Here is a 1,194-nt window from a genome sequence, read left to right as displayed (position 1 = left end):
TAAGCTGTTGCGCAGCTAAATTTAATATACCGCGTTACCTTTATTTTTAATCTTTCGTTCCCACTTAATAATAAGACCACCTTCATTAAGCAATCGAATTAACAGCTCTTCTAGCTGAGATACTGATTCGAATAATCTGTGAGCGATATATTCTTTTGCAGAATGCCAAACTAATTCAATCAAGTTATAATCCGGACTATACTCCGGTAAAAATTCCAGGATAATATTCGGCATTTCCGCTTCGATTTTATCTAAAACATCCTTCCTTTTATGGAAGCTAGCATTATCTAAGATAATAACTATTTTCGCTGAACCTGTGTAGAAATTATCAATTGTATTCCCTTGTTCTATCCATTCTTGTATTAGAAAATTATTCAATGACTTAATCTGTTCGTAAAATACATCTGCATTTCCTTTTTTAATAACGAAGTTAATTCTCTTTTTATCGTGGTAACGTAAACCACCCATAATATTTACTCTTCCCTTTCTCCTTTGTCCTGCCACTTTTTTTCGTGTACCTTTCTTCCCCCAATTTTTTCTTCTTATAACTCTTAAACTAAATCCACTTTCGTCCCAAAACCACACCTGTAAACGCTCTGGGGTTTCTTTCGTTATTCTTAAATATTCTTTAAGTTTTTCTTTAAATGCCTTACGTTTTTCAGGGTTCTGTTTGTCCTCCAGGCTGTATTTTGCCCAGAGGTAAACGTACTTTTTTCGCTCTAATACCCTCCTAACCTGAGAGCCACTTAACTTAATTCCTGTTGATTTTTCTAGATATGTTGCTAGCCTTGCTGCTGTCCATCGACCAAATTCATATCCATATTCTGTTGGCTCATTTTCAATAACTTCTAATAGTAAATCTTCATACTCTTTAGTCACTTTACGAAAGTTACCCTCTCTTCTTCCATCCAAAAAGCTTTCTAGGTTATCTGGGTCTCCGTGAACTGCCCAGTATGCCACTGTGGGATATGCAATATCTAAAAAATCACTAATCTCTTGATAAGTCTTTCCATCGTTCATCAACAATAAAATTAGAATTTTTTCTCTTACATAAGAATTATCGTGTTCTTTTAACGTTTTTAATAGCCTCTCCTTCTGCTCTTGAGAGAGATGGTTTTTTGCTGGCATATGTCGAGTAGTGATCGCTTGTTTACTTAATCCCACATTATACAATCAAGCTGCGCAGCAGCTTAC

General features: G+C 35.3%; 1 protein-coding gene. It reads right to left on the bottom strand.

Translation table 11 applies throughout. The features are described 5' to 3' along the window. Positions 1–21 precede the first annotated feature (21 nt). The gene (locus G4P69_RS38555) at positions 22–1,128 is read right to left on the bottom strand and encodes an IS630 family transposase (RefSeq protein ID WP_208344758.1); all 1,107 of its coding nucleotides are present in this window, start codon (positions 1,126–1,128) and stop codon (positions 22–24) included. Positions 1,129–1,194: the final 66 nt, after the last annotated feature.

Origin of the sequence: Aetokthonos hydrillicola CCALA 1050, assembly GCF_017591665.1 — a bacterium.
GTDB lineage: Bacteria > Cyanobacteriota > Cyanobacteriia > Cyanobacteriales > Nostocaceae > Aetokthonos > Aetokthonos hydrillicola.
This window is presented reverse-complemented; position numbering and strand designations above follow the sequence as displayed.

What these genes read in the sequence shown, in the direction of transcription:
- G4P69_RS38555 (WP_208344758.1), bottom strand. Translation starts at nt 1,128, where the DNA reads ATGCCAGCAAAAAACCATCTCTCTCAAGAGCAGAAGGAGAGGCTATTA.